Origin of the sequence: Noviherbaspirillum autotrophicum (genome assembly GCF_000818395.1) — a bacterium.
In the GTDB taxonomy this organism is placed as follows: Bacteria; Pseudomonadota; Gammaproteobacteria; order Burkholderiales; family Burkholderiaceae_D; genus Noviherbaspirillum; species Noviherbaspirillum autotrophicum.
Window position 1 is genome coordinate 3,533,197 of record NZ_JWJG01000028.1, and the last position, 23,553, is coordinate 3,556,749.

The following is a 23,553-nucleotide window of genomic DNA, read 5'->3' on the forward strand; positions in this document are numbered from 1 at the left end:
AACGCTCAGGTTGATTTCTTGCTGCTGGTTTGGCGTGGCTTTGCGCGTTTGATGAGGCCGCCGGCAGTAACCCGCTCGTTGCCTTTCAGTACAACCTTCGTGACGGTAGGGCGCTTCGTGCCGCTCGGGCTAGGCTTGACGATGGTCACTTCGCGCAGGCCCTTGCCACGTTTTTCGCTGCGCTCCTTTTGTGCCTCCTTTTTCGGGCGATAGAGCACCAGCAGCTTGCCGATATGCTGGATGGGGGCAGCACCGAGTTGCTCGCAAATCGTTTCATACATTTCAATGCGCGCGTCGCGGTCGTCGCCGGCGACGCGGACCTTGATCAGTCCATGTGCATTCAGACTGGCGTCGATTTCCTTGAGCACGGCCGGTGTCAATCCGGCATCGCCAATGATGACGACCGGGTTCAGTGCGTGCGCCTCGGAACGAAGCGCACTGCGCTCCGCAGGGGTGAGTTTTAACATAGTCAATAAATCCTTCAAAAGCGGTATTCTACGCGAATGGCAAAGAACAAATTCAACAAAAACTGGCTTCACGATCACATCAATGATCCCTACGTGAAGATGGCGCAGAAAGAGGGATATCGCGCCCGCGCCGCCTACAAGCTGAAAGAGATCGACGAGAGTGAAAAACTGATCAGGCCAGGGCAAATCATTGTGGACTTGGGATGCGCTCCCGGCAGTTGGTCCCAATATGTGCGCAACAAGCTAGCGGGACAGGAGGGCGGCCGTATCAACGGCACCATTATCGGCCTCGATATGCTGCCGATGGATCCGATCGCCGACGTGCATTTCATTCAGGGGGACTTCCGGGAACAGGACGTGCTGGAAAAGCTGGAGTCGGTGGTGGGCGGTCGCAAGGTGGACCTGGTATTGTCCGACATGGCACCTAACCTATCGGGCGTGGCAGTGACGGATGCGGCACGCGTCGAACACATCATTGATCTGGCTATAGAATTCGCACAGGCGCACATGAAACCTTCCGGCGCCTTGCTCGTCAAATGCTTCAATGGGACAGGTTATACCCAGCTGGTTGAGAAATTCAGGCAGGAATTCAAGACCGTCGTGTCCAAGAAGCCGAAAGCCAGTCGGGATAAATCGTCAGAAGTCTTTTTGCTCGGCAAAGTGCTCAAAAACCCCTCTTAAAGCCTCGTTATTTACTTGATAACCCTTGATTTTCAGGGTCTTAGCCGCACATGCAGCCTAGCAAGCGCTGATTAATGCGGGTAGAATCAATTTTACAAGTCTTGTAAATGGGCGCGCCTGCGTCTAAGGAGTCCTAGTGAACAACATGTTTTCCAAGGCCGCCATCTGGGTGGTCATCGCCTTGGTGCTCTTCACCGTCTTCAAGCAGTTCGACGGACGAACGCTGGCCGGCGGCGCTCAGCAGGTGGCGTATTCGGACTTCCTTGATGAAGTCAAATCCAAGCATATCAAGGAAGCGACCATCGAGGATCGCAGCATCGTGGCGACGACCACTGACGGCAAGAAGATCAAGACCGCCGTTACTTATCTCGACCGCGGCCTGATTGGCGACTTGGTGAACAACAATGTCAAGTTTGACGTGAAGCAGCCGGAGGAGCAATCCTTCCTGTCACAGGTATTCATTTCCTGGTTCCCGATGCTTCTCCTCATCGGCGTTTGGGTGTTTTTCATGCGCCAGATGCAGGGCGGTGGCAAGGGCGGCGCGTTTTCGTTCGGCCGATCCAAGGCGCGCATGCTGGATGAAGCAAGCAATACTGTCACATTTGCTGATGTTGCCGGCTGTGACGAGGCGAAAGAAGAAGTGCAGGAACTGGTCGACTTCCTGCGCGACCCCACAAAGTTCCAGAAACTGGGTGGTCGCATTCCGCGCGGGGTATTGATGGTCGGCCCTCCGGGAACTGGTAAAACTCTTCTCGCGCGTGCAATTGCCGGCGAGGCGAAAGTTCCGTTCTTCACGATTTCCGGTTCCGACTTCGTTGAAATGTTTGTCGGTGTCGGCGCATCGCGTGTACGCGACATGTTTGAAAATGCGAAGAAGCATTCTCCCTGCATTATCTTCATCGACGAAATTGATGCTGTCGGTCGTCATCGCGGCGCCGGCATGGGAGGTGGCAATGACGAGCGCGAGCAGACATTGAACCAGTTACTGGTGGAGATGGACGGTTTCGAAGCCAATTCCGGGGTGATCGTGATCGCGGCAACCAACCGTGCCGACGTGCTGGACAAGGCACTGCTGCGTCCGGGCCGTTTTGACCGTCAAGTCATGGTTGGCCTGCCCGATATTCGTGGTCGCGAGCAGATTTTGTATGTTCACATGCGCAAGGTGCCAATTGCTCCGGACGTCAAGGCAGATATTCTGGCGCGAGGCACTCCGGGTTTTTCCGGTGCCGATCTAGCCAATCTGGTGAACGAAGCCGCACTGTTTGCTGCCCGCCGCAACAAGCGCTTGGTGGAAATGCAGGATTTTGAAGACGCCAAGGACAAGATCGTGATGGGGCCGGAGCGCAAGTCAGCGGTCATGCGCGAGGAAGAACGCCGCAATACGGCCTACCATGAATCAGGGCATGCGGTGGTTGCGAAACTGCTGCCGAAAGCTGATCCGGTACATAAAGTGACGATCATGCCGCGCGGCTATGCATTGGGGTTGACTTGGCAATTGCCTGAGCATGACAGAGTGAACATGTACAAGGACAAGATGCTGGAAGAGATTGCCATCTTATTCGGTGGTCGTATTGCTGAAGAGATCTTCATGCATCAGATGTCAACCGGCGCTTCAAACGACTTCGAACGTGCGACCAAGCTGGCGCGTGCGATGGTTACCCGTTATGGCATGTCCGAAAGCATGGGCACCATGGTGTACGAAGACAGCGAGCAGGATGCCTACTTCGGGAGGATGACTGCCAAGACGGTGTCGGAAGCGACTCAGCAAAAGGTGGACAATGAAATTCGCCTGATTCTCGATACGCAATATGCACTGTCGCGGAAATTGCTGGAGGAGAATCAGGACAAGGTCGATATCATGGCAAAGGCTTTGCTTGAATGGGAAACCCTTGATGCCGAGCAAATCAACGACATCATGGAAGGCCTTGAGCCGCGTCCGCCGAAAGCGGGCATCCCGGCCAAGCGATCCGCCTCGGATAGTACATCGGGAGGCGTATCTCCCAATGCAACGGCGCCGGCCTGAATTCAGCATAGCTGAGAGTAGTGAAAAAAGGGTGAGGATGAGTCCTCACCCTTTTTTTATGGGATGTATTCATCGTTGATCAGCACGATAATGTGTGCATGCCAATGAGCAAGCAATTCACTTGAAAAGAAAATGACTACTCAAATGTTGCAATGTGGGCGTTACCACTTTTCCCTCGGCGATAATGCCAAGCCGTTGGTGATGGGGATTCTCAACGTAACACCAGATTCATTCTCGGACGGTGGCCACTTCCAGTCCTTGGATCTGGCATTGTCACGTGCCGAGCAAATGATTGCGGAAGGCGTCGATATCATCGATATTGGGGGCGAGTCGACCCGTCCTGGTTCACAACCGCTGCCATTGGAGGAAGAGTTGCGCCGGGTAATGCCGGTGATCTATGCGCTACGCGATTGTGGCAAGCCATTATCGATCGATACATACAAGCCGGAGGTTATGCGCGAGGCAATCGCGGCGGGCGCCGACATGATCAATGATATCAACGGTTTCAGGGCGAATACTGCGTTGAGTGTCGTCAAGGAAAGCGATTGTGCACTTTGTATCATGCATATGCAGGAGGATCCTTTGACAATGCAGATGCAGCCGAAGTATGAAAGCGTCACCGATGAAGTCATCTCATTTTTGCATGAGCGGATCAATGCTGCGGAATCAGAGGGAATCGCGCGCGAGCGTTTATGCATCGACCCCGGCTTTGGATTTGGGAAATCGTTGGAGCATAATCTTGCTCTCTTGAAAGATACGCAGAGGATCGCTGATGAACTGGGCTTGCCGGTGCTGGCTGGCTTGTCACGAAAATCGATGATTGGAGTAATTACCGGCCGGCCTGTAGAGCAGCGTCTGGCTGGAACACTTGCGGCGAATCTGGCCGCCATAGCCCATGGCGCCAAGATTTTACGTGTCCACGATGTGGCTGCAACGGTAGATGCAGTCAAGGTCTGGCGCGCGATTCATGATTTCAACTAGGAATATCTAAAGAATGACACGCAAATATTTCGGTACGGATGGGGTGCGAGGACGAGTAGGCAGTATGCCGATTACGCCCGATTTCGTCATGCGGCTTGGCTATGCGGCCGGCAAGGTATTGGCCAAGGCGGAAACGACGGCGACGACTCCAGTCGTATTGATTGGTAAAGACACGCGCATTTCGGGGTACATGCTGGAAGCGGCGCTTGAAGCAGGATTTGCAGCGGCCGGCGTCGATGTGATGCTAGCGGGGCCTATGCCCACGCCGGCTATTGCTTATCTGACCCGCGCATTGCGGCTGTCGGCAGGGGTGGTGATTTCGGCGTCTCATAATCCGTACGACGACAACGGTATCAAGTTTTTTTCTGCGTCGGGCAACAAATTGCCAGATATGGTCGAGGCTGAAATCGAGGCCGCGCTGGATCAGCCGATAGACTGTGTCAGTTCGGAGAAGCTGGGCAAGGCCAAGCGCTTGTCCGATGCGCAAGGAAGATATATCGAATTCTGTAAGAGCACGTTTCCTAACGAACTGGATTTGCGCGGTCTGAAAATCGTGGTTGACTGCGCTCATGGCGCCGCCTATCACATCGCACCCGATGTCTTCCATGAACTTGGAGCCGACGTGATCGCAATCGGCAATGCACCGAACGGACTCAATATCAATGACGGTGTTGGTGCGACCGCTCCGGCCGCGTTGTCAGCGGCAGTCAAAGAGCATCAGGCCGACCTCGGCATCGCGCTCGACGGTGATGCCGATCGCTTGATAATGGTCGATGCGACCGGCCGGGTATACAACGGTGATGAATTGCTCTACGTAATGGCCAAGGACCGGATGCATGCCGGGCCAGTTGCGGGCGTTGTCGGCACCTTGATGACCAATATGGCGCTGGAAGTTGCCTTCAAACGGATGGGTATCGGATTTGCCCGTGCAAAGGTCGGGGACCGTTACGTGCTCGAGGTATTACAGGAACGCGGATGGCTGGTCGGCGGAGAGGGGTCAGGGCATCTGCTTTTCCTCGATAAGCATACTACCGGCGATGGCATCGTTTCAGCGTTGCAGGTATTGTCGGCGTTAAAGCGCAGTGGCAAGACATTGGCTGAAGCGACCGCCGATCTCGCACTCTATCCCCAGAGCCTGATCAATGTGAGGGTTGCCCCGGGTTTTGACTGGCAGAAGAATATGGCTGTCGTCGCCGAAAAGGAAGTGGTCGAGGCCGAGCTGGGTGACAATGGCCGGGTGTTGATTCGTCCGTCTGGCACCGAGCCCTTGATTCGGGTGATGGTGGAGGCCACGAGCGCCGAAACGGCGCAAAGAATGGCGCACCGTATTGCAGATAAATTGGCGGCGTAAAAGATGGCTGGCGCAGAGGATGCGCCGGCCCTTAAAATGGCGCTATGACCAGAGGTGAGCCGGGCGGTCTGCTGATTGGCATGCATTCTGAACTTGCCGTTCTCTCTAATTTATTTTCCAGTAGTAGCAGTTATAAATTGACCTCGAACTCAGGGAACGGTATGATGCGTGCTCTCGGGGCGTAGCGCAGCCTGGTAGCGCACCTGATTTGGGATCAGGTGGTCGGACGTTCGAATCGTCTCGCCCCGACCAGGTAAATCAAAGGGTTAGCTTTAATGGCTAGCCCTTTTTTATTACTGCTGTGCCGAAAACGTGCCGTTTAGCAGAACATCGACCACCTGTGCGTGCTGGGAAAACTGCTCCGGTGCTAAGTGAGCATACCGCCTCACCATGTCAGCCGACTCCCAAGCGCCCATTTCCTGAATTACATTCAACGGCACTCCTTGTTGAGTCAACCAACTCGCCCAGGTATGCCGCAAATCGTGCCAGCGGAAATTCTCGATCCCGGCGCGCTGCAATGCTTTGCGCCAAGCTTTGGTGTTGACTTCGACTACAGGCTTGCCCTTGAAGGTAAATACAACCTTTGGGTGTTTGCCTATTTGCTTGGTCAACATCTCCACGGCAGTTGCGTTCAACGTAACGTGAATCGGCTTTCCTGCTTTAGCCTGGTCCCCGTGAATCCACGCAACTCGACGCGCGATATCCACTTGCGACCATTCCAGCCCGGTTACATTGGCCTGCCTCAATCCGGTTGCAAGTGAGAACCGCACCATGTCTGCCAAGTGCTCCGGCAGCTCACGGAGGAGGGCATTCGCTTGCTCCGGTGTCAAGTACCGCACCCGACGCTTTGCCTCTCGATACAGCTTGATGACTGGAGGCCTATCGATCCACTCCCAGTCAAGGGCTGCTTTGCGCAGAATGGCGCGAATCAGAGCCAATAAACGATTTGCCGTTGCCGGGCTCGTTTCCTTCAGCTTCAACTCGCCCACTTTTGCGATGACGTCCCGAGTCAAGTCGTCGATGAATTTACCCTTGAAGAACTGTTGGAGCCAGCGGATTTTCGCCACATCTTCGAGATGTGACTTCTTGTGCTGGCTTTCCATCAGCCATCGGTAGGCAGCTTCATCCCAGGTGCGTTTTGGCCTTTCACCCAGTTTCGCGATGCGCCACGATTCGGCTTTCAGCTTATCGTGGAGCTCTTGAGCCTGGGTTTTGTCTTCAGTTTCAGCAGAGCGTCTAATGCGCTCGCCGCCTGGTGTGGTGAAATCAATCCACCACGTTTTACCGCGTTTGAAGAGTGACATAAATAATTCTCCTTATGCCCCACTTGCAACGCTTGCCGAGGCTGAGCATATAACGAACGCATGTATGCAGCAAGATCATCCTCGATGAAGCCCCAGCGCTTGCCGAGCTTTGCACCTGGGATTATCCCGGCCCTTGCCCGGCGGCGTACCTCCTCGTGATGAAGTTTTAAGAAGTCAGCCGCCTCCCGGAGATCAAGCGTCCTCATTTGTTCCTCCTGCCGTTCGCGGATTTGCAAGCTGGTCTTGATATGGAATCAAACGCTTCGGAATTCCTTTCCTTCGCAGCAGTTGCACCACTTTTCGCGCATCACCCTGATGCACCTTCATCAGCACGTTGATTGCTTTCCCCGATAATCGGCTGGCATTCGCCGTCATGCGGTCAAGGGACATGGCAGTAGCTTTTTGCATCGTTCTGAGCTTGACTTGTTCGACCGCTAGGAAGCCTAGGCATGGATAGGCACCAGCCAGGTACTGGCCGGGGCGGGTGAGCATGTCCCAGGGTAGATGTCGGTTCTTATTACGTAGCTCAAGCTCCACGCGGAACCAGTCGCTAGCTGAGTCCCCAAGTTGCTTGCCCTTTTCGTAGCAGCGGAGCATCTTATTCCCGCGAGTGCCGATGTAGATTGTTCGCCCATCGGTCAGGTCGTGCCAGTCGCCAGCCAGCTTTACCTTGGCATCACGCCCGCCACAATTGAAGCCTCGTTGCTCATGCCAGGCGAGCACCTGCTGCACGTTGCATTGCGCCCCATCGAGATCGTCGTGTGCAAGGTCGATGCGGGTAATCCATGCGTTTTGTGCCGCCCCCCAGGCCTGCACCTTCGCCCAGTCAGCGATTCTTGCGCATCCGGTGCCGTTAATTTCAACGTGAACGGTTCCACGCTGTGCTTTGCCTCCCCACGCGACGATTCCAAAATCCCCGAGCTTTGCACATTGCGTATAGCCGTTCCAGCCAGATTTTTTTATCTCGGATACGGGCAGTCGAAAGACAGACACGAGCTCCTTGAATAACCAGCTTCGGACTCGTTCCTCTGCCAACGACAAGGTAAAGCCGAGCCAATCCACATGCGCGACGGAGGAGCAACTCGTATTGGACGGGATAGGGTGAAAAACAACTGTACCTTGCCCATTTCGGCCTGCCCTTAGCGTGACTGTTTCCGTATCCCTAGCAGGGAACGAATATCTTTCAACTGCGGGGTGGGGCTCCTGATTGGCCCTTTTATCCCGTATTACTAAACGGGATGCGTTCGCGACCGACCGTTGCCCGTCCTGCGGATCGAGCAAGCTGCCGTTCGCGCACGCGTTGTCTTTACTGATTTTGTATTGAGTATGCATGATGACTCCATTCGCGTTATGCAATGGGGTCATTAATCTTTAAATGGAGGGAAGACCATGACCCCACCGCCGGTTATTTAAAACGACGATGAAGTCATAGGGGGCTTAAAGATGGTGCGGATGGCGACCCCTTGGAGTACAGCATTAATGAGGGCCTTGCCTCTGCCGAGATTCTCTCAAGCGCCAAAAAATCCGTCTTGGAATGGGAAGCTTCCTTACCTATGACGTTCGTATGCTAACGAACGATGTACTTTGCTGCAAGGGGGGGAAAGTGCTTGTATGGAAAATACTTGACGTCCGTAAGTTACCCACAGGCCCACCCGCCCATGCTCTGTTTAGGGAGCGGCGGGTGGGCCTGTGGGTAACTTACTGTGTTAGAGATGTATCGAAGGAGGTCAATATGAATAAGTTACTTATGGTAAATTTTCAGTTGTTTGACCTATAGGAACTTGAGCCCATGCATTCTTCGCCAAGTTTTCTTTAATCTGCTGAGAACATTTACTTAAAAGAAAGATGGCTTGGGAGCATGATGGACGAAGGTAAACTAATTGCTGATTTCTTAACTGCAAACGCAGAGAAAATCTGGGCACTTGGAAAACAAGCCTATGGAAAGGCTGACGCGTTAATACAAGTAAAGCTAAAGACTGCCTACAGGAGTTATCTTTCTAATACAAGGGAAAAATATTCTAAGGCCAAGTCGTTTTTTATCCGTAATGAACCGGTCGATTTGTATAGCTACTACGTGCCAACAGGAATCGAATGTGGTGCTAAGGAAATCGAACAGCCCAATTTTAATGAGTGTATTGCCTATTCCAACCGCATTGTCCTCACAGGTTCTGGCGGAAGTGGTAAGTCGGTTCTAATGAAACACCTATTTTTGGATTGCATAAATAGCAAGGAATATGCGCCAGTAATGGTGGAATTAAGAGACTTAAATTCCGAAGATCAGCCACTACAAGACTTTATTGAGCATTTGCTCGACACTTTAGGATTTAAGACGTCCGAAGACTACATAAAACGAGCGAAACAAGCCGGGCATTTTTGTTTCTTTTTTGATGGTTTTGATGAGGTCAATCCTGAACTTCGCTCAAAGCTAATAAAGCAAATTAAATCTTTATCTAAAAGTTTTCCGAAGTGCCCGATTTTTTTATCTTCTAGGCCGGACGACGTATTTAATGGTATAGAAGATTTTTCAGTGTTTCGAATGCTGCCTCTTGACTTACGAGCTGCTCTAAGTCTTGTTGAAAAATTGCCGTTTGATAAGGATATTAAAGAGAAATTCAGTGCGGCCTTAGAGAACAGCCTTTTTGAGAAGCATGAATCATTTTTGTCGAATCCATTATTGCTCTCGATCATGCTACTCACCTATGGTGAAAACGCAGAGATTCCCTCAAAGCTCAGTATTTTCTATAACCAAGCATATGAAGCGTTATTCCAACGACATGATGCTAACAAAGGGGGATATAGTCGTAAAAGATTAACAAGTCTAGATATACAAGATTTTTCTCATGTTTTCTCTCTTTTTGCCTTGCAAACTTATGAGAAGAGGCTATTCAAAATGCCTCGAATGCAATGCCTTGGTTTTATTGAAAAAAGTAGAGATAGCCTAAGGCAGAAGTTTAATGCGGACGACTATCTTTCTGATTTGCTCAGTGCAGCATGTCTACTATCAGAGGATGGCCTTGAAATTGCATTTTCTCACCGTTCATTTCAGGAATACTTTGTCGCCTTACATATAGCTCAGGCGTCTCCCGAGATTCAGACAAAGCTAATTGAGCGATATTGGCAGAATATGCGGTATGACAATGTTATGGATTTGCTATTGGAGCTTAATCCTGACTTGGTTGAGAGAACATTGTTAATTCCTCAACTTGAAAAAATATTCTCTGATTTGGGTGTGAGTCATAGTGTCGGTATGACGCATACTGCGAAGTATTTAAAGACATTTTATTCTTCAATAAATGTAGATGCCGATGGCATTAGTGCGACATGTGCAAGCTCCAAAGCAGACGGATCCTCGGTGCTACACATGGCAGTTAGGCATTGCGGGACATACACCTTTCCTATCGGCACTCAATATGACGTTGTCCACGCGCAGCTATATCGGCAGTTTGGGAGCGGAAATCAGCGCTCCGAATATCCTACTAAATCGATTACTCATAGATCGCCTATATTTTTAGCAGTGTCTGCGACGCATGGAATTTTCTCCAGGGAATATCTGGCTGCGGCCCACCTAGCATTAAAAAATCTTAAATTGAAACATGAAAACACCGTACATAATCTGGATGTTCTATTAGGAATATAGTTGAAGAAGACACAACTGAGGTGGTGAGATTCTTTTGTCGATGATCGATGTTATGCGTCAGTGTGTCAAATTTGTGCCATAACATCAGTTAACTAAGTACTGTGCAACCTATGGTTATGCTGCACCTTGGGATGGCAAGCATTGTAAGTGGCTGGTTAGAAAAGCTATTAGGATTGAAATAGAGGTTTTGGGATCAGGTGGTCGGACGTTCGAATCGTCTCGCCCCGACCAGGATTTGCCGCAATATGCGGCGCCTAGCAGTTCATCCCTCCTCGCATTTTTTCCTATCCCTAGTTTTTCCTGATTGCGTCGGTTTTTGTGCGAATGTCAAGGCCGTAACCTTGGCTTGGCTCTCGCCACAACAGTCTTTTTGAAAAGACGGCCGATCGTTTGATTTGGCTCAGTACGACTGAGATAATCAGACTTATCTCATCGATGACGGGAATAAACTTGCCGGCTGCTTATTTGACGCTCGACGTAATTTTCCGGTCTGGCTGGACGCTAGCATGATAAAACTGGACGAGCTGGTCGAAGCCATTTCACGCGAGATTGGACTGGATCAGGATGACATCGCCCAGCGCAAGTCCATCCTTGAAATCAGCGAGAGCGATTTGATGTGCTTGCGCCATGTACATGCGCGGCTCGCTCGTCATCAGGGCGAACTCGTAGGCGCCATTCACGCATATTTGGAAAAATTACCGGTTTTAGGCAACTTGATCGGTGACGCTACAACTGCGGAACGCCTGAAACACGCACAATCCGAATACTTTATACGACTTTCTGCCGGCGAATACGATCTTGGGTATTTCAAGCATCGCCTGCGCGTGGGTGCGGTCCACCAACATATTGGCTTGGAGCCGAAATGGTATGTCGGGGCCTATCGAAAATACCTGTCCGAACTGACGCCGCTCCTGCTCGAACTGATGCAGGACGAACCAGATCAGTTTTGGCCGACTTACAACGCGTTGTTGAAAGTGGTTTGCCTGGACATCGTGTTGGCCCTCGACACTTACTTCCAGATTGATCGCCAGGCAATTCTGAGCGCCAAGCAATATACGGAAGAAATCATCAGATCCATGCCCTCGGGCCTGATGGTGCTCGATGCGCAATTCCGCATCCGTTCTGTCAATCGTGTGATGAGCCAAATGTTCGGCATCGAAGGGCTCGACCAGATCGCAGGCGCGGACGTGCGCGAGGTGATACCGAACGCGCAACTGGGCGACTGCATCAGAGAGGTATCGGCCAACGGAGGGGAGCACACCCTGCTGGTTGCCATTCCCGGCGCCTCCGACGTCAGGCATGTGGAATTTAAGATCTCGGCGGCGTTGCTGGGGCAGGAAAGCATCCTGCTTTTGATGGCCCAGGACGTCACGGAACGCGTTCGTTCACAGGAAGAGATGCGGCGCTTTCGCATGGCGCTCGACAGTTCCATCGACGCGGTCTACCTGATCGACCGTGCGCAGATGCGCTTTATCGACGTCAATGAAACCGCGTGCGTCGCGCTCGGATACACGCATCAGGAATTGCTGTCGCTCGGTCCGCAACATCTTGAGCCGGGTGAGGGCGAGATGGAGCGCCTTATTCGATGCTTGGACGATGTCGTTCAAAGCGAAAGCAAGACCGGCATGATTCGCACCGCGTATCAGCGCAAGGATGGTTCGCGCCAGCCGGTCGAAGTGTATCTGCGCTCGATCGAGTCGGAAGGGGGCCAGTTGCTGCTTGCCGTGGCGCGCGATATGACCCAACGGCTGCAGGCAGAGGCGGTGCTGCGCGAAAGCGAGGAACGCTTCCGGGTCGCTTTTAACCAGGCTGCCGTAGGGCTGGCGCACGTGGGGACGGATGGCCGCTGGCTGATGGTCAATCGCAAGCTGTGTCAAATAGTCGGCTACACGCAGCAGGAATTGCTGGGCATGAGCTTTCGGGATATTACCCACCCGGATGACCGGATCGTCGACCGGGAGCTGGCGCGCAGCATGTTCAGGCGCGAGCTGGATGAAAAGACGCGTGAAAAGCGGTATCGCCACAAGAATGGTTACTACATCTGGGTTAACGTGACCAGTTCCACTGTGCGCGACGAGGATGGCAACCCGAAGTATTTCAGTACCGTAGTCGAGGATATATCCAGGCGCAAGCAGATCGAAGAAGAATTGCTGCATCTGGCCAATCACGACGCACTGACTCATCTGCCGAATCGTTCCCTGTTGCTGGATCGCCTGTCGCAGGCACTGGTATATGCGAACCGGTCGGACGGCCAGGTTGCAGTGCTGGTGATTGACTTGGATCGGTTCAAGAACATCAATGATAGCTTGGGCCACGATGTCGGCGATCGTATCATCATAGAAGTGGGCCGCCGCTTGTTGGCCTGTGCACACGAGGGAGACACCATCGCCCGCGTCGGCGGCGACGAATTCGTGGTGCTGCGACCGGATGTGCAGCGCGAAGAAACGGCGGCGATTCTGGCTCGGGAGATACTGGAAGCGCTGGCATGTCCGATGACGATTGCCGGGCACGAGTTCTATCCTACCGCCAGTATCGGTATCGGGATGTACCCGAAGGATGGGCAGGACGGGCAGGCATTGCTGAAGAACGCGGATACCGCGATGTATCGCGCCAAGGATGCAGGGCGCAATAACTTCCAGTTCTATGCGCATGAGATGAATTCCCGGGCGCTGGATCGTCTGAAGCTGGAGAGCGGCTTGCGGCGCGCCCTGGAGCGCAAGTAATTCGTGCTGCACTACCAGCCGCAGATGGATCTCGCCAGCGGCGCGCTCGTCGGCCTCGAGGCATTGCTGCGCTGGCAGCCGCCGGGCCAGGCAATGATATATCCGGGAGACTTCATACCGATCGCCGAGGAGACTGGATTGATCGTGCCGATCGGTGAATGGGTCTTGCGCAGCGCTTGCGCGCAGCAGAAAAAATGGCAGGATGCGGGCATGTTTGCCGGCGTCAGGATGGCGGTCAATCTCTCGACGCGCCAGTTCGGACAACAGGATATTGTTAGTACCGTATTGAATGCGCTGGCGGAGTCCGGGTGCAGTCCGTCCTGGCTGGAGCTGGAAATCACGGAGAGCGTGATCATGGATAATCCGCAGGCTGCGACTGAAACGCTGCAGCGGCTAAGCGATATGGGCGTGCATTTGTCGATCGACGACTTCGGCACCGGCTATTCGAGCCTGAGCTATTTGAAACGCTTTCCGATCGATGCGCTGAAAATCGACAGGTCCTTCGTCAGGGATATTACGGTCGATGCGGACGATGCGGCAATTGCACAGGCGGTCATTGCACTCGCTCATAGCCTGAAGCTGAAAGTCATTGCCGAAGGCGTGGAAACCGCCGAACAACTCGCATTTTTGCGGAAACAGGGATGCGATCAGATCCAGGGATATTACGTCAGTCAGCCGTTGGCAATCGACAAGTTGGAGCAACTGATGTCGGACAATAAACTGCGACTGGCCGTTGAAACACCGGGCCATTAGATGTAATATCCGCAAGCTCTGCAGCAATGGCCTTCCAGATCGCCAGTCACATACCTTATTGTGCATGATTGCAATTCGGTATTATATTTCGGTAATTCATCCTTCCGTCCTTAGCTCAGTTGGATAGAGCAACGGCCTTCTAAGCCGTAGGTCACACGTTCGAATCGTGTAGGACGGGCCATCATCCTCCTTCGTCTTAAATCCATTCAATTCTCGGGAAAAGAGAGCCTGCTCATTTCCCGGCCTGCGAGCGCATATCCGATGCACCCGACGAGCACTGTCATGGCGTTACCATCGCCGCATGCCTTGCGGTCGAACTGTCCGAAGGGCGATATCGTTCTGTTTTTCGGAACCTGACATCAGGAAAATGCATCTTTTGCCACCCCGTTTTCTATGGAACCATGAAGGTGCGGTTTGGATAAGGCCGCATCACTAGTTCTGTAAGAGGAGGTTTTCATGCAGGTTCATTTCATGACAAGCGAGTTCGAATTGACTCCGTCGCTTCGGGATCATCTCACGCGCCGCTTGCGTTTTGCATTTGTATCGCTTCAAAACAAGATTCAATCCATCTCTGTGCGCCTGCGGGACTTGAATGGACCCAAAGGGGGGCGCGACATGTTGTGCCAGGTAGCCGTCGTCATTCCCGGTCGACCGACCGTGCTCATCAAGGATATTCAGGAAGACATGTATGCGGCGATCGACAGCGCATTCAAGCGGGCATCCTACCGCGCGACGCAGATGATTACGCGCCAGCGCAACGCCATGCGCGGGTTGCCTAGACCCGGGAATCGAAGTGAGTCTGAAACCGATCAACAGCTGGATGACTGAGTGCATTACCATAGCGGCCGGTGCCTGAGGATGCGCTATTGAATCTGTAGCTGCGACATCACCGGCATTGGTCGCCAATGTCCATGGCCCGCACTCCCGTGAAAGGGATGCGGGCAATAAATTTTTATTCAGGATGTATCACAGGCGCACAAGGCTTCTCGTTGCCACCGTTGCCGAAATCGTTTTTACAAGGACTATCCTGGATGCCTCGCTGGTCTTTCATGGACTCGGTGAGTGCCTTCCTTAGATTTTCGTCTCGCATCCGAGTACCCAAACTGAAATTTGAATGCAATGTCTGGCTTGATGCGTCGTGCAATAGACGCACCACTCTGACGGTCATGCGGAACAGCATCGGCGCGACGGTATTTTATCGCGATCAATGCGAAACGGTTAGGCCACAAGAAATGCATAGAACCGCATCGGAATGTTCGCAAACGGAAAATATCATGATGAAACCTCACATTACTGTCTCCGAACAAGACTTGGAACAACTCGAATCGCTGCTCGATACGCTTCCCGTGTCCGCAGGCAGGAGCAGGGCGGCGCTGCTCGAGGAACTTGACCGGGCTGAAATCGTCGACCTGCGCAACATACCTCGTTCAGTGGTTACGATGAATTCGACAGTTCGGTTCGAGATCGACTCGCCAAGTGAGGAATTTTGTCTGACGCTTACTTATCCAGACAAAACAGGCGACACGCCGGGCGCGATTTCCGTGCTGACCCCAATCGGCACCGCGCTTTTGGGAATGTCCGTGGGAAGTGAAATCGAATGGCCTCGGCCGGACGGAAAGCTGGTCAAGGTACGCATACTGAGTGTGGCCCGTCAGCCCGGGCATGCTGGCAGCCAGGCACTATCCTAGAAATACGGGAGAGTGCAGACGACAGGGCTGGATTTTTGCGTCGGAAGGCGGAGGAATGAAGCTCCTGCCATCGATTACATCATGCACCAATCGATATCAGGGAGCGCCACCGGGGGGACGCGTGAAGCGCTCCCTGCACGCTGCTTATTTCGGGCATTCCCCGTCGTACTGTTCTACCAAGCGGTGCGCTTTCCGTATCGTTTTTTCGGTAGATCTTCCATGTGCCAGGCGGGAGTCTTCTTCAGCCCACTTGACCCGGCGCGCCAGCGCATCGCATTTTCTCTTGCGGCTCGCCATTGCGTGAGCGATGCGCAACTGCTCCTTTTCTTCTTTTGCTTCGCGCTTGTGCCTGTCGTTTTCCAGGCGCTGCAATGCGCTTTTTTCCTGCGCCAGCTGCTGCTTTGCACTCGCCGCATCGGTGGCGGGCACTGCGATATCCAGCTGTCGGCCGCCGGGACAGGCGAAGTCGCTGTAGCTTATTTTTCCGCCTTCCTCGCACTTATACACGGCTAATGCGGGAATCGAAAACGACAGCAGGCATAGCGCCATCAGCGCACGGCGCGCCGTCATGCCTGAATAACCTTTCCCGGATTCATCAGTCCATGCGGGTCGAGCGCGTGCTTCAGTGTCTGCATGAGTTTCATTTCCACCTCAGATTTATAGAGCCGGACTTCGTCGCGCTTCAGCGCGCCGAGACCATGTTCCGCCGAAATCGAGCCGCCGAAGCGGTGAACGCTGTCGTGCACGACACGGTTGATTGCGGCTTGCCTTGCGATGAATGCGTCGGGCGCTTCATCCTCCGGTGGCGACACGTTGTAATGCAGGTTGCCGTCGCCCAGATGGCCGAACGTCACCATGCGACATTTCGGAAAAGACTGCTGCAGCAGCGCATCCGTGGTGCGGATGAATTCGACGATGCGCGAGATCGGTACCGACACGTCATGCTTGATGTTCTTGCCTTCCTCGGCCTGCGCCAGCGGAATATGCTCGCGCAGGTTCCACAAGGCTTTTGATTGCGCGATCGAGGATGCTACTGCGGCATCCTGAATGACACCTTGTTCCAGCGCATCCGTAATCAAACTTTCCAGCATTGCATTCGCATGCTCCTCGGATTCGCTGTCCGACAGTTCCAGCAGCACGTATTGCGGATAATTCTGGGGAAACGGCAGGCGCAACTGGGCGAAATGCTTGGCGACCAGCTTCAGGCAGAAGTCGGACATCAATTCGAATCCGGTTAGTGCCGCGCCGCATGTGCCTTGTGCCAGTGTCAGCAGGCGCAAGGCATCCTCCGGCGTCTGCATCGCGGCGAGCGCGGTCAATTGTGCCCGCGGCTGCGGAAACAGCTTGAGCACGGCGGCAGTGATGATGCCAAGCGTGCCTTCCGCGCCGATGAACAAGTCGCGCAAATCGTAGCCGGTATTGTCCTTGCGCAGCCCGCGCAAGCCATCCCAGATCTCGCCCTGGGGCGTCACGACTTCCAGGCCGAGGCAGAGTTCGCGCGTATTGCCATAACGCAGCACAGCTGTACCGCCGGCATTGGTCGAGAGATTGCCGCCGATGGTGCAACTGCCTTCGGCTGCCAGTGACAGGGGAAACAGGCGACCGGCTTCGGCGGCCGCATTCTGCACCTCTTCCAGGATGCAGCCCGATTCAACTGTCATCGTGTTGTTGACCGTATCGACTGTGCGGATACGGTTAAGCCGGGTCAGCGACAGGACGATTGCCGTGCCGCTGTCGTCCGGTACGCTGCCAAGTACGAGGCCGGTGTTGCCACCCTGCGGCACGATGGGCACCCGAAATTCGTTGCATAACCGAACGATGGCTGCGACCTCGGCGACCGTGCCGGGTTTGACGACGGCCAGTGCCTTGCCCGTAAAGCGGCGGCGCCAGTCGGTCAGGAAAGCTGCCGTATCGCCGGGGGCGGTCAGTACATGATTGGTCCCGACGGTCCCGCGGCAGCGGTCCAGAAAATCATTCATTTCGATGCTTTCTGTATGGCTTGCTGCGCCAGCTTCTTGGCTGCCTGCTTATACGGGCGCAGATAAAAGATGACGCAAACGAAGAACACGCATACGAGCCCGAATTCGATCCATCCCAGGCTGGCCGAGATACCCTTGTCGCTGGTGGCGCGCACGATGCCTTCGGCGAGATAGAGCAGGATCAGCATCGACGACCACTGCATCGTGTAAATGTCGCGTTTCAACACGCCGCGCAAGGGCAGCAGCAGCGGGATGACTTTCAGGACCATCCAAGATCCGCCCGGGCGCAGCGGCGCGAGCACCAGTTCCCAGGCCACGCACAGGGCGATCAGCAGCGTGAGGCTGATCACACTGCCGACATAACAGGTTTTTTGCATCGGGTTTTGCATCAGTTACATTCCTTTCAGCTTGCACGCGGTTTGCGCCAGTCGCTTCCCAAGGGCGACCGCTAATGATTTGGTGTCGTCGGAGACGGCATGCGTTCCATTCGGGCCGGCCCAGTGGCTTGCGCCGTAAGGGGTGCCGCCGGTGGCAGTGGTCATCAGTTCCGGGCAGGTATAGGGCAAGCCCATGAGCATCATCCCGTGGTGCATCAGAGGAAGCATCATCGACAGCAAGGTCGATTCCTGGCCGCCATGCAGGCTGCCGGTCGACGTGAAGACGCAGGCCGGCTTGCCGCTGAGTGCGCCGGACAGCCATTGCGCCGACGTGCTATCCAAAAAGTACTTCAGGGGAGCGGCCATGTTGCCGAAACGGGTAGGGGAGCCGAGCGCCAGGCCCGCGCATTGCTCCAGGTCCTGCAGCTCCACATACGGCGCGCCATGTTCCGGAATCGCCGGTTCAGTCGCTTCGGCCACCGTCGAGACGGCCGGCACCGTGCGCAGCCGTGCATCGCATTCGGGAACGCTTTCCACGCCTTGCGCGATCAGCTCGGCCAGTCGCCGCGTTGCGCCGTGCCGGGAATAATAGAGGATGAGAATGGTAAGGTTCGGTCGATTCATGCTTGGTATTATAGTGGCACTCAATCACCGCGACGCCCCGGCAACCGCACCGGGCAACCATTTAACGCATGCTTCGATTCGACCATCCGCTACTTCGCCAGTTGCCTCTCGACGATGCACGGGCCTTGCTGCGCTTCGCGCGCCGCCGCCTGGACGAAGAACGGCTGCCGCAGGTGGCTGGCAGCCTGACTTTTACCACCGTATTGGCGCTGGTGCCGATGTTGACGATCGCGTTCGCGATATTCACCACGTTCCCGTTGTTCAATACCTTTCGCGCATCGCTGGAGGCCTATTTCATCAAGAGCCTGATGCCGAAAACAATTTCCAATACGATCCTCGGCTACCTGAGCCAGTTCGCCTCCAAGGCGACACGCCTGTCCGCCATCGGTGCGGCCGGCCTGATCGTGACAGCGGTAGCGACAATGCTGACCATTGACCGGGCATTTAACCAGATCTGGCGTGTCAAGCGGGCGCGTACCTTCACCCAGCGGATGGTGATCTACTGGACCATGATTACGCTCGGGCCGTTGCTGATCGGCGTGTCGATCACGGTCACGTCCTATCTGATCGCCGCCGCCAACGGCTTGGTGGGAAGCTCTTCGTTTTTTGGCACATTGCTATATACCTCCATTTCGATCCTGCTGACGACAGGCGCGTTTACGCTGCTTTATATTGCCGTGCCGAATCGTATGGTCGATTGGCGCGATGCCGTCGCCGGCGGATTTCTGGCCGCCACTGCCTTTGAAATTGCCAAACGCATTTTTGTGGTGTTCGTCACCAAGATCCCGGCGTACACCATGATCTACGGCGCGCTGGCGGCACTGCCGATCTTCCTGTTATGGGTTTATGTTTCCTGGATGATTACGCTGATGGGGGCGGTGCTGGTGGCAGCACTGCCAGTGGTGAAGTACGAGCGCTGGTGGCATGTGGCCACGCCCGGGAGCGCTTTCATCGATGCGATGGCGATCCTGAAAGTCTTGTACGCGGCCAGGGAAGGCGGTGCAACGGCCGCAGTCGACGCCGCCAGCATCCGCACAAGCACGCGGCTGGGATACGACGAATCGGAAATGCTGCTGACCAAGATGCTGGAAGTCGGCTGGGTCGGCCGGATCAGGACGGAACGGGTGAGGCGTGTCCAGTTCGGCAAGCGCATTACCGAAGGACTGTACAAATGGACGCTGCTGGCGAATCCGCAGCAGCTGAGGCTGTGCGACGTTTACCGCTTATTCGTTTTCAGCAAGACTGGTGATACGGAATTGGCGGAAAAAGTGGAAGCCGCCGTCGAGCAAGGGTTGAACCAAACCCTGTCCGGCTATTTCACAGCCGGACAGGTAGGAAAGGCCCCGACGGTTTCGGGAGACGTCAGAACGATGCCTGGTCAGAATGGAATGGCGTCGTCCTCGTACTCATAGCGCGCCTGCGGCTGGCGGGCATGTTGTGGCGCTGCGGGCGCGTTGTCTTCATTGCTGGCGTCGCTGGCAGCCGGCCGGGCGCCGAGCATGCGCATATCGTCTGCGATGATTTCCGTGGTGTAGCGGTCGATATCGTCCTTGCCGGTCCACTTGCGGGTTTGCAACCGCCCTTCGAGGTAGACCAGCGAGCCCTTTTTCAAATACTGGCCGGCAATCTCAGCGAGTTTGCGATACAACACGACACGGTGCCATTCGGTCGCTTCCTTCTTTTCCCCGCTCGACTTGTCCTTCCAGGTTTCCGTCGTCGCTACCGCAAGATGAGCAACGGCATCGCCGGCAGCCGTCGAGCGCATTTCCGGATCATGCCCGAGATAGCCGATCAGGGTAACTTTGTTCAGTGTTGCCATAGCAATCTCCTAGCTGGGTAATCTAATGAATCTCAAGGCGCACATGCTGCTCGCTATGCGCTCCGGGGACAGGGATGCCTGATTTCAATGCCGCTGCGATCGCCTTTTTATCCGGTGTCGGCGCCGGTGGCTCGTGCCGGATGAGGAAATTCGGCGGCAAGGCGGCTTCCTGGTCGATGACGACTTGCGGCGGATTCTTCCTGACTGCGATCGAGAACAATGCCGTGGTTGCCTTGTCGCGGCCCGCTGCCTGCATCAAATCGAGCATCAGCTTGCGGGCGCGCTCGGTGGCGCGCAGCAGCGCGACATGGCGGCGTTCGAGGTTGGCAATCGTCTGTTGCACGCCACTGGCGGCGCTTTCGATGTTGCGCACCATCTTGGCAAGATTCTCGAGCCGCTCGTCGAGCGGCCCGGAAATGCTGTCCAGCGTGTCCGCAATCACCTGCTCGTCGTTGTGCCGCTCGGCCAGAATTTCAGCCAGTTGCCGGTACTGCGCCGCAAGTTCGAAGGCTTCAAACATCGGATTCATGCGGTAACCCCATAAGCAGCACTGTTATGCACTTCGAGCCAGACCTTGCGCGCATCCTTCACCCTCGTCAGGTCGGCCAGCGCATCGGGATCGGGCAAGGCGTTCGCCGCACGGTAAGCAACTGAAAACGCCTGGAACAGATCATCCACCGAGCCGGCCCGGTAAATTGAACCGATCAGCTCCGCCTTCTGTTCCTCCGGCATGACATTGTGTTTGACCTGTGGCTCGTCCATGCCGGTATTCAGCCAGCCAAGCAGACGGCGCCCGGTATCAAGTTCCGGCCGGAAGATCTGGCCATCGAACAGTTGCGTGCGGTCCTTGCCGACAAAGGCCATGTGCTGCACATCGAGTTCGAAGAAGGTCGTGAACTCGTACTCGATGCCATCGCGCATGATCGGTGCCAGACCAATCTTGCGCACCACCTGCTTGCCGGTACGTTCATCCTTTTCCTGCACGTACTCGGTCTTGGCACGCATTGTTGCAATGATGTGGCAGGGACTTTGCAGCAGGGTTTCGACCAGGGCATTGTGCTCCGGAGTCACCTGCCGCCAGGCTTGCCAGCTGTTGCCGGACTTGTCGGCGATCTTGCCTTGCCGGTCGAGCGAACCGCCTTCGCCGCTCCATGCATGGGTCAGACTGTCGACGATGATGGTCGATACGCCCGCTTCCTCTAGCGCATGAATTGCTTCGATATAACGTGCCGGTGTAAAGGGCGGCGTGAGCGACAGCACGTCATAGCCTTCCGGCAGCAGATCGGCATACAGGTCGCCGCTGCCGTGTTCGGTATCGATCATGCCGATCCGCCCGCCCAGGCCGCTGGCAATCAGCAGCGCGGAATAGGTCTTGCCGCTGCCAGCCGGTCCGGACATGCCAAGACGCAGCTTGGCGCGACGCTTCGTGGCACGATGAATCTCAAATGTACTCATGATTTCGTTCCTTTCCTGGTCCTCGTGTTCAATGTGCTCCAAACGGCCAACTTGCTCATACCACTGCATTCCGCCGTCATTCCAATCAGCCTGGCAATCCATTGCCTGATTCCCGCAAATCGGTTGTTAACTACCGAAAAGGTAGTCATGAAAGACGTGCCTGCCGCTGCTCCGTGCTGTTGATCAGCACAAGTTCTTGATTCTCACCTGCGCGATGATTTCCTGCGCACTGCGCGTAATGGAACGTTTCGGCAGCAGCTGCTCGACATGGCTGGCCGACAACCGTTTCTTATCCACCGCTTCCAGCAGCGCCCGCTCGCGTCCGGCTGGATCATTGCCAAGCGATGGTGTCCAGTGCGGCGGCTCGCGTCGGATGCGCGCATCCAGCACAGCCTTTGCATACGTATCGCGAAACGCACTGCGCGCGCCGCCTGCATCACCAACATTGAGTAACGGCAACACCGTACCCCAGGCCATGGCCATCTCGTCGGTCCAGACCACGGACGCCAATTCACTCCTGGGCATCATCGCCCAGGCTTCGTCCGCATCCGGCCGCCCGTCATCGATGCGCGTCAGGATATCGGACATTTTCAGCGGACCTTGCAATTCCATTCGGCAGCGTGCTAGTGCGGCCAGCACTTTCTCTTCGTCGAAATCGCCCAAATCGCTTGCCAACATGTCGGCAGCGGCCGCCGACAAGGTCTGCCCGCACACTTCAGCCGTCAAAGAGATTGCCTGCACCAGCACGGCGCGCTTTGCTTCGCGGCGTGCGATCGGCCCGACAGAGCTCTGATTGCTCCATTGCGGATAGTGGATCTTCATCTTTTTCATAACATTCAAGCAGTGTGATTGCGGAATAAGGCTCGACGCATCACTTGCACGCATTTCTTTGCCTCGGTTAATCGTCGAAAGTTTGTTACGCCCGGTAAGTCGCTTTTGAGCAAAAAACGATACAAAGCTGAAATGCGCCAAATATGGTTGCATTGGCTCAACAAAAATCGGCGCGCCTGGAGTACACTGTCTGGCCTCTTGCAGCATCGGCGACAGGACGATGGATAGTGCACAAATAAGACATAACAATTTCCGGAAGCTGTTTGATGATTTCGTCCGTCAGCATCCAGACCTGCCGCAGCGTGGCATGCTCAAGCTGTTTGCTCAGCATCTGGAGCTGTCCGACCGCTACCTCAGCCATATCAAATGCAATCGTAAAAATATCGGCAACAATGTCGCGCGTGCCATCGAAGAGCGGTTGAAACTGCCGCGTGGCTGGATGGACCGCGAACACGACGCGTTCAGCATGCCTGTCGATGAAAAAGAAAAACTGTTTGTCGAAACGGCGCTGACCCTATTTCGGTCGCAACCGGAAAATGCCCGCGAAATCATGATCGACATGCTGCGCCAACGCTTGCAGGCTCCGCCGCCAGCGCCGAAACGCCGTCAACCAAAGTTCGACTGAGACTGGCTGGAAAATAAATCAATGCTTGCCTGAGCGTAACGGGAACGTGTTGCGCATCCTGTCCACTTACAGATACTGTATAAATACACAGTGAATGTTAAACAAAGTGGCGGCGATATGCAATACCAAATAGGTAGTTTGGTCAGAAAAAATTCGGCGGCGTTGCATCCATGCTGATTGCTTTTGATTAACGCGTAAGATACTGTTTCAAAAGGAATTTGTTGCGGTGGTGGGA

At 54.7% G+C, this 23,553-nt stretch carries 23 protein-coding genes and 2 tRNA genes; 13 read left to right on the forward strand and 12 right to left on the reverse strand.

Going from position 1 to position 23,553, the window contains the following annotated elements:
• Positions 1 to 5 precede the first annotated feature (5 nt).
• A complete protein-coding gene (gene yhbY, locus TSA66_RS17705) occupies positions 6 to 467 on the reverse strand; it encodes a ribosome assembly RNA-binding protein YhbY (RefSeq protein WP_040040903.1) in 462 nt (153 codons plus the stop codon).
• Between the two features lie 36 nt (positions 468 to 503).
• Between yhbY and TSA66_RS17710 the strand changes: the two genes are divergently transcribed.
• The 5 genes from TSA66_RS17710 to TSA66_RS17730 all read left to right on the forward strand — a co-directional run bounded on the left by TSA66_RS17710 (position 504) and on the right by TSA66_RS17730 (position 5,755).
• Positions 504 to 1,148, forward strand: a complete 645-nt coding sequence (locus TSA66_RS17710; RefSeq protein WP_040040904.1) for an RlmE family RNA methyltransferase — start codon at positions 504 to 506, stop codon at positions 1,146 to 1,148.
• Positions 1,149 to 1,284: 136 nt separating this feature from the next.
• On the forward strand, positions 1,285 to 3,171 hold the full coding sequence (gene ftsH, locus TSA66_RS17715) for an ATP-dependent zinc metalloprotease FtsH (protein ID WP_040040905.1): 1,887 nt from the start codon (positions 1,285 to 1,287) through the stop codon (positions 3,169 to 3,171).
• 132 nt (positions 3,172 to 3,303) lie between these two features.
• A complete protein-coding gene (gene folP, locus TSA66_RS17720) occupies positions 3,304 to 4,152 on the forward strand; it encodes a dihydropteroate synthase (RefSeq protein WP_040040906.1) in 849 nt (282 codons plus the stop codon).
• A gap of 13 nt (positions 4,153 to 4,165) precedes the next feature.
• The gene (gene glmM / locus TSA66_RS17725; protein ID WP_040040907.1) at positions 4,166 to 5,503 is read left to right on the forward strand and encodes a phosphoglucosamine mutase; all 1,338 of its coding nucleotides are present in this window, start codon (positions 4,166 to 4,168) and stop codon (positions 5,501 to 5,503) included.
• 175 nt (positions 5,504 to 5,678) lie between these two features.
• Positions 5,679 to 5,755: transfer RNA gene (locus TSA66_RS17730), tRNA-Pro, on the forward strand.
• 41 nt (positions 5,756 to 5,796) lie between these two features.
• On the opposite strand, the gene TSA66_RS17735 is transcribed toward TSA66_RS17730, so the two are convergent.
• The 3 genes from TSA66_RS17735 to TSA66_RS25720 are packed head-to-tail and all read right to left on the reverse strand — an operon-like array spanning position 5,797 to position 8,139.
• The gene (locus tag TSA66_RS17735; protein WP_408639510.1) at positions 5,797 to 6,774 is read right to left on the reverse strand and encodes a tyrosine-type recombinase/integrase; all 978 of its coding nucleotides are present in this window, start codon (positions 6,772 to 6,774) and stop codon (positions 5,797 to 5,799) included.
• A complete protein-coding gene (locus tag TSA66_RS28245) occupies positions 6,684 to 7,013 on the reverse strand; it encodes a helix-turn-helix domain-containing protein (RefSeq protein ID WP_040040909.1) in 330 nt (109 codons plus the stop codon). Before TSA66_RS28245 ends, TSA66_RS17735 begins: the two co-directional genes overlap by 91 nt.
• Positions 7,000 to 8,139: a replication initiation factor domain-containing protein gene (locus TSA66_RS25720; protein WP_052452410.1), complete on the reverse strand. Its 1,140-nt coding sequence runs from the start codon at positions 8,137 to 8,139 to the stop codon at positions 7,000 to 7,002. The genes TSA66_RS28245 and TSA66_RS25720 overlap by 14 nt, the downstream gene beginning before the upstream one ends.
• A 526-nt stretch (positions 8,140 to 8,665) precedes the next feature.
• Here TSA66_RS25720 and TSA66_RS17755 point away from each other — a divergent pair.
• The 6 genes from TSA66_RS17755 to rnk all read left to right on the forward strand — a co-directional run bounded on the left by TSA66_RS17755 (position 8,666) and on the right by rnk (position 15,608).
• Positions 8,666 to 10,444 (forward strand): NACHT domain-containing protein, encoded by a 1,779-nt coding sequence (locus tag TSA66_RS17755; RefSeq protein ID WP_040040911.1) that lies wholly within the window; start codon positions 8,666 to 8,668, stop codon positions 10,442 to 10,444.
• 506 nt (positions 10,445 to 10,950) lie between these two features.
• Positions 10,951 to 13,167: a PAS domain S-box protein gene (locus TSA66_RS25725; protein WP_052452411.1), complete on the forward strand. Its 2,217-nt coding sequence runs from the start codon at positions 10,951 to 10,953 to the stop codon at positions 13,165 to 13,167.
• A gap of 3 nt (positions 13,168 to 13,170) precedes the next feature.
• Positions 13,171 to 13,920 carry a putative bifunctional diguanylate cyclase/phosphodiesterase gene (locus TSA66_RS17765; protein ID WP_040040912.1) on the forward strand — a complete coding sequence of 250 codons (750 nt, stop codon included), beginning with the start codon at positions 13,171 to 13,173 and terminating at the stop codon, positions 13,918 to 13,920.
• Positions 13,921 to 14,024: 104 nt separating this feature from the next.
• Positions 14,025 to 14,101, forward strand: a tRNA-Arg gene (locus TSA66_RS17770).
• A 275-nt stretch (positions 14,102 to 14,376) separates the two neighbouring features.
• A complete protein-coding gene (locus TSA66_RS17775; RefSeq protein ID WP_040040913.1) occupies positions 14,377 to 14,748 on the forward strand; it encodes an HPF/RaiA family ribosome-associated protein in 372 nt (123 codons plus the stop codon).
• 446 nt (positions 14,749 to 15,194) lie between these two features.
• A complete protein-coding gene (gene rnk, locus TSA66_RS17780; RefSeq protein ID WP_040040914.1) occupies positions 15,195 to 15,608 on the forward strand; it encodes a nucleoside diphosphate kinase regulator in 414 nt (137 codons plus the stop codon).
• A 144-nt stretch (positions 15,609 to 15,752) separates the two neighbouring features.
• On the opposite strand, the gene TSA66_RS17785 is transcribed toward rnk, so the two are convergent.
• From TSA66_RS17785 to wrbA, 4 genes are read right to left on the reverse strand one after another with little or no spacing between them, the layout of a single operon-like run.
• The gene (locus TSA66_RS17785; RefSeq protein WP_040040915.1) at positions 15,753 to 16,178 is read right to left on the reverse strand and encodes a DUF4124 domain-containing protein; all 426 of its coding nucleotides are present in this window, start codon (positions 16,176 to 16,178) and stop codon (positions 15,753 to 15,755) included.
• A complete protein-coding gene (locus TSA66_RS17790) occupies positions 16,175 to 17,587 on the reverse strand; it encodes an FAD-binding oxidoreductase (RefSeq protein ID WP_040040916.1) in 1,413 nt (470 codons plus the stop codon). The genes TSA66_RS17785 and TSA66_RS17790 overlap by 4 nt, the downstream gene beginning before the upstream one ends.
• Entirely contained in the window at positions 17,584 to 17,976 is a 393-nt protein-coding gene (locus tag TSA66_RS17795) for a DUF2069 domain-containing protein (RefSeq protein WP_040040917.1), read from the reverse strand. The genes TSA66_RS17790 and TSA66_RS17795 overlap by 4 nt, the downstream gene beginning before the upstream one ends.
• Before the next feature lie 3 nt (positions 17,977 to 17,979).
• A complete protein-coding gene (gene wrbA / locus TSA66_RS17800) occupies positions 17,980 to 18,588 on the reverse strand; it encodes an NAD(P)H:quinone oxidoreductase (RefSeq protein ID WP_040040918.1) in 609 nt (202 codons plus the stop codon).
• 68 nt (positions 18,589 to 18,656) lie between these two features.
• On the opposite strand from wrbA, the gene TSA66_RS17805 reads away from it, so the two are divergent.
• Positions 18,657 to 20,000, forward strand: coding sequence for a YihY family inner membrane protein (locus TSA66_RS17805; RefSeq protein WP_052452412.1), 1,344 nt, complete (start codon positions 18,657 to 18,659; stop codon positions 19,998 to 20,000).
• On the opposite strand, the gene ssb is transcribed toward TSA66_RS17805, so the two are convergent.
• The 4 genes from ssb to TSA66_RS17825 all read right to left on the reverse strand — a co-directional run bounded on the left by ssb (position 19,967) and on the right by TSA66_RS17825 (position 22,834).
• Positions 19,967 to 20,407, reverse strand: a complete 441-nt coding sequence (gene ssb / locus TSA66_RS17810; protein WP_040040919.1) for a single-stranded DNA-binding protein — start codon at positions 20,405 to 20,407, stop codon at positions 19,967 to 19,969. The genes TSA66_RS17805 and ssb overlap by 34 nt on opposite strands.
• Positions 20,408 to 20,429: 22 nt before the next feature.
• The gene (locus tag TSA66_RS17815) at positions 20,430 to 20,936 is read right to left on the reverse strand and encodes a siphovirus Gp157 family protein (RefSeq protein WP_052452413.1); all 507 of its coding nucleotides are present in this window, start codon (positions 20,934 to 20,936) and stop codon (positions 20,430 to 20,432) included.
• Positions 20,933 to 21,862 carry an ATP-binding protein gene (locus TSA66_RS17820; RefSeq protein WP_084200028.1) on the reverse strand — a complete coding sequence of 310 codons (930 nt, stop codon included), beginning with the start codon at positions 21,860 to 21,862 and terminating at the stop codon, positions 20,933 to 20,935. The genes TSA66_RS17815 and TSA66_RS17820 overlap by 4 nt, the downstream gene beginning before the upstream one ends.
• Positions 21,863 to 22,045: 183 nt before the next feature.
• Positions 22,046 to 22,834: a hypothetical protein gene (locus TSA66_RS17825; protein ID WP_157691723.1), complete on the reverse strand. Its 789-nt coding sequence runs from the start codon at positions 22,832 to 22,834 to the stop codon at positions 22,046 to 22,048.
• 79 nt (positions 22,835 to 22,913) lie between these two features.
• On the opposite strand from TSA66_RS17825, the gene TSA66_RS17830 reads away from it, so the two are divergent.
• Positions 22,914 to 23,318: a hypothetical protein gene (locus tag TSA66_RS17830; protein ID WP_040040920.1), complete on the forward strand. Its 405-nt coding sequence runs from the start codon at positions 22,914 to 22,916 to the stop codon at positions 23,316 to 23,318.
• Positions 23,319 to 23,553: the final 235 nt, after the last annotated feature.

What these genes read in the sequence shown, in the direction of transcription:
- TSA66_RS17775 (WP_040040913.1), top strand. Translation starts at nt 14,377, where the DNA reads ATGCAGGTTCATTTCATGACAAGCGAGTTCGAATTGACTCCGTCGCTT.
- TSA66_RS17815 (WP_052452413.1), bottom strand. Translation starts at nt 20,936, where the DNA reads ATGAATCCGATGTTTGAAGCCTTCGAACTTGCGGCGCAGTACCGGCAA.
- yhbY (WP_040040903.1), bottom strand. Translation starts at nt 467, where the DNA reads ATGTTAAAACTCACCCCTGCGGAGCGCAGTGCGCTTCGTTCCGAGGCG.
- wrbA (WP_040040918.1), bottom strand. Translation starts at nt 18,588, where the DNA reads ATGAATCGACCGAACCTTACCATTCTCATCCTCTATTATTCCCGGCAC.
- TSA66_RS17785 (WP_040040915.1), bottom strand. Translation starts at nt 16,178, where the DNA reads ATGACGGCGCGCCGTGCGCTGATGGCGCTATGCCTGCTGTCGTTTTCG.
- TSA66_RS25725 (WP_052452411.1), top strand. Translation starts at nt 10,951, where the DNA reads ATGATAAAACTGGACGAGCTGGTCGAAGCCATTTCACGCGAGATTGGA.
- folP (WP_040040906.1), top strand. Translation starts at nt 3,304, where the DNA reads ATGACTACTCAAATGTTGCAATGTGGGCGTTACCACTTTTCCCTCGGC.
- TSA66_RS17820 (WP_084200028.1), bottom strand. Translation starts at nt 21,862, where the DNA reads ATGAGTACATTTGAGATTCATCGTGCCACGAAGCGTCGCGCCAAGCTG.
- TSA66_RS28245 (WP_040040909.1), bottom strand. Translation starts at nt 7,013, where the DNA reads ATGAGGACGCTTGATCTCCGGGAGGCGGCTGACTTCTTAAAACTTCAT.
- TSA66_RS17790 (WP_040040916.1), bottom strand. Translation starts at nt 17,587, where the DNA reads ATGAATGATTTTCTGGACCGCTGCCGCGGGACCGTCGGGACCAATCAT.
- ssb (WP_040040919.1), bottom strand. Translation starts at nt 20,407, where the DNA reads ATGGCAACACTGAACAAAGTTACCCTGATCGGCTATCTCGGGCATGAT.
- rnk (WP_040040914.1), top strand. Translation starts at nt 15,195, where the DNA reads ATGATGAAACCTCACATTACTGTCTCCGAACAAGACTTGGAACAACTC.
- TSA66_RS17830 (WP_040040920.1), top strand. Translation starts at nt 22,914, where the DNA reads ATGGATAGTGCACAAATAAGACATAACAATTTCCGGAAGCTGTTTGAT.
- TSA66_RS17755 (WP_040040911.1), top strand. Translation starts at nt 8,666, where the DNA reads ATGATGGACGAAGGTAAACTAATTGCTGATTTCTTAACTGCAAACGCA.
- TSA66_RS25720 (WP_052452410.1), bottom strand. Translation starts at nt 8,139, where the DNA reads ATGCATACTCAATACAAAATCAGTAAAGACAACGCGTGCGCGAACGGC.
- TSA66_RS17710 (WP_040040904.1), top strand. Translation starts at nt 504, where the DNA reads ATGGCAAAGAACAAATTCAACAAAAACTGGCTTCACGATCACATCAAT.
- TSA66_RS17795 (WP_040040917.1), bottom strand. Translation starts at nt 17,976, where the DNA reads ATGCAAAACCCGATGCAAAAAACCTGTTATGTCGGCAGTGTGATCAGC.
- TSA66_RS17805 (WP_052452412.1), top strand. Translation starts at nt 18,657, where the DNA reads ATGCTTCGATTCGACCATCCGCTACTTCGCCAGTTGCCTCTCGACGAT.
- glmM (WP_040040907.1), top strand. Translation starts at nt 4,166, where the DNA reads ATGACACGCAAATATTTCGGTACGGATGGGGTGCGAGGACGAGTAGGC.